Annotated in this window: 1 protein-coding gene; it reads left to right on the top strand. The window is 54.9% G+C overall.

The window, feature by feature from the left end; all coding sequences use genetic code 11:
- Nucleotides 1–512 precede the first annotated feature (512 nt).
- The coding region (locus LRF89_RS13250; RefSeq protein WP_338018532.1) for a hypothetical protein at nucleotides 513–850 on the top strand (338 nt) is incomplete at its 3' end.

The raw sequence follows: 850 nt of genomic DNA, 5'->3' as shown, positions 1-850 counted from the left end.
ATACTGACTTGATCTTGTCCAGCTACGGAAAGCGCTTGCGCTACTCTGCAAGCATCCTCGTAATCACTCGTCAGGTATGATGTTTTTGACCGAAAAACCTTCACACCCTCCGGAGTAACCAGTATAAAAGTATGGTCACGCGGGAACATAAGACTTCGCCTCACAAAAAATAGGTCGGAATATAGCTTTTTATTAGAAGCGTCGACGCTGCGCGACGAACCAGGGGTTCCGAAAGCTGTTTAGGACGTGCGCAGGTTGGCCACATGGCCTCGACTAACCACGGATTATTTATGGCGGCAAGGCAAACAGTTTGGTGGGGTGCCCAGATCCATGTAAAATCAAAAAAATAGAAAAGATGACCATCGGGGAAGGAAGGCGCCGCACCTTTGGGTGAAAGCTTATCGCTCGTGAGAGCGACGTTCAATAGCACCATCCAGGTCGAGACCCGGTAGGAGCGACTGAGCTCGGACAACGGCGTCTATTTCCAGCGCTAGGTCCTCGAGCGGACCGGAATCGTTTCCTGGCTGAAGGAGCGTCTGACGAGCCTCCGGGATGCTCACCGGGTTAAGCACCTGCTTAAAGGGTTGCTACGAGACACTGTGACGATGCTTGGGCCAGGCTGGAACGACCAGTCGGACACCGGCACGGGTCGCGATTATCCGATGCGTGTCGCCTGCCGCAGCGACCGACGAGGTGCGCTGGTCATCGAGTGGCAGATGGCCTCGCAGCCGATAGTCTCGCGGTTGCTCAACATCCTCGCCGAACCACGAAAAAAAACCGTGCCCGATCACGCGCGGCTCAAGCTGTTTGATCAGCGGATTCGGGCCCGGAACACTCAGAATGGCTGGAT

Origin of the sequence: Halorhodospira sp. 9621 (genome assembly GCF_022228055.1) — a bacterium.
Classification (GTDB): Bacteria; Pseudomonadota; Gammaproteobacteria; order Nitrococcales; family Halorhodospiraceae; genus Halorhodospira; species Halorhodospira halophila_A.
The sequence above is the reverse complement of the archived record's forward strand: the minus strand, read 5'-3'. Positions and strand labels throughout refer to the sequence as shown.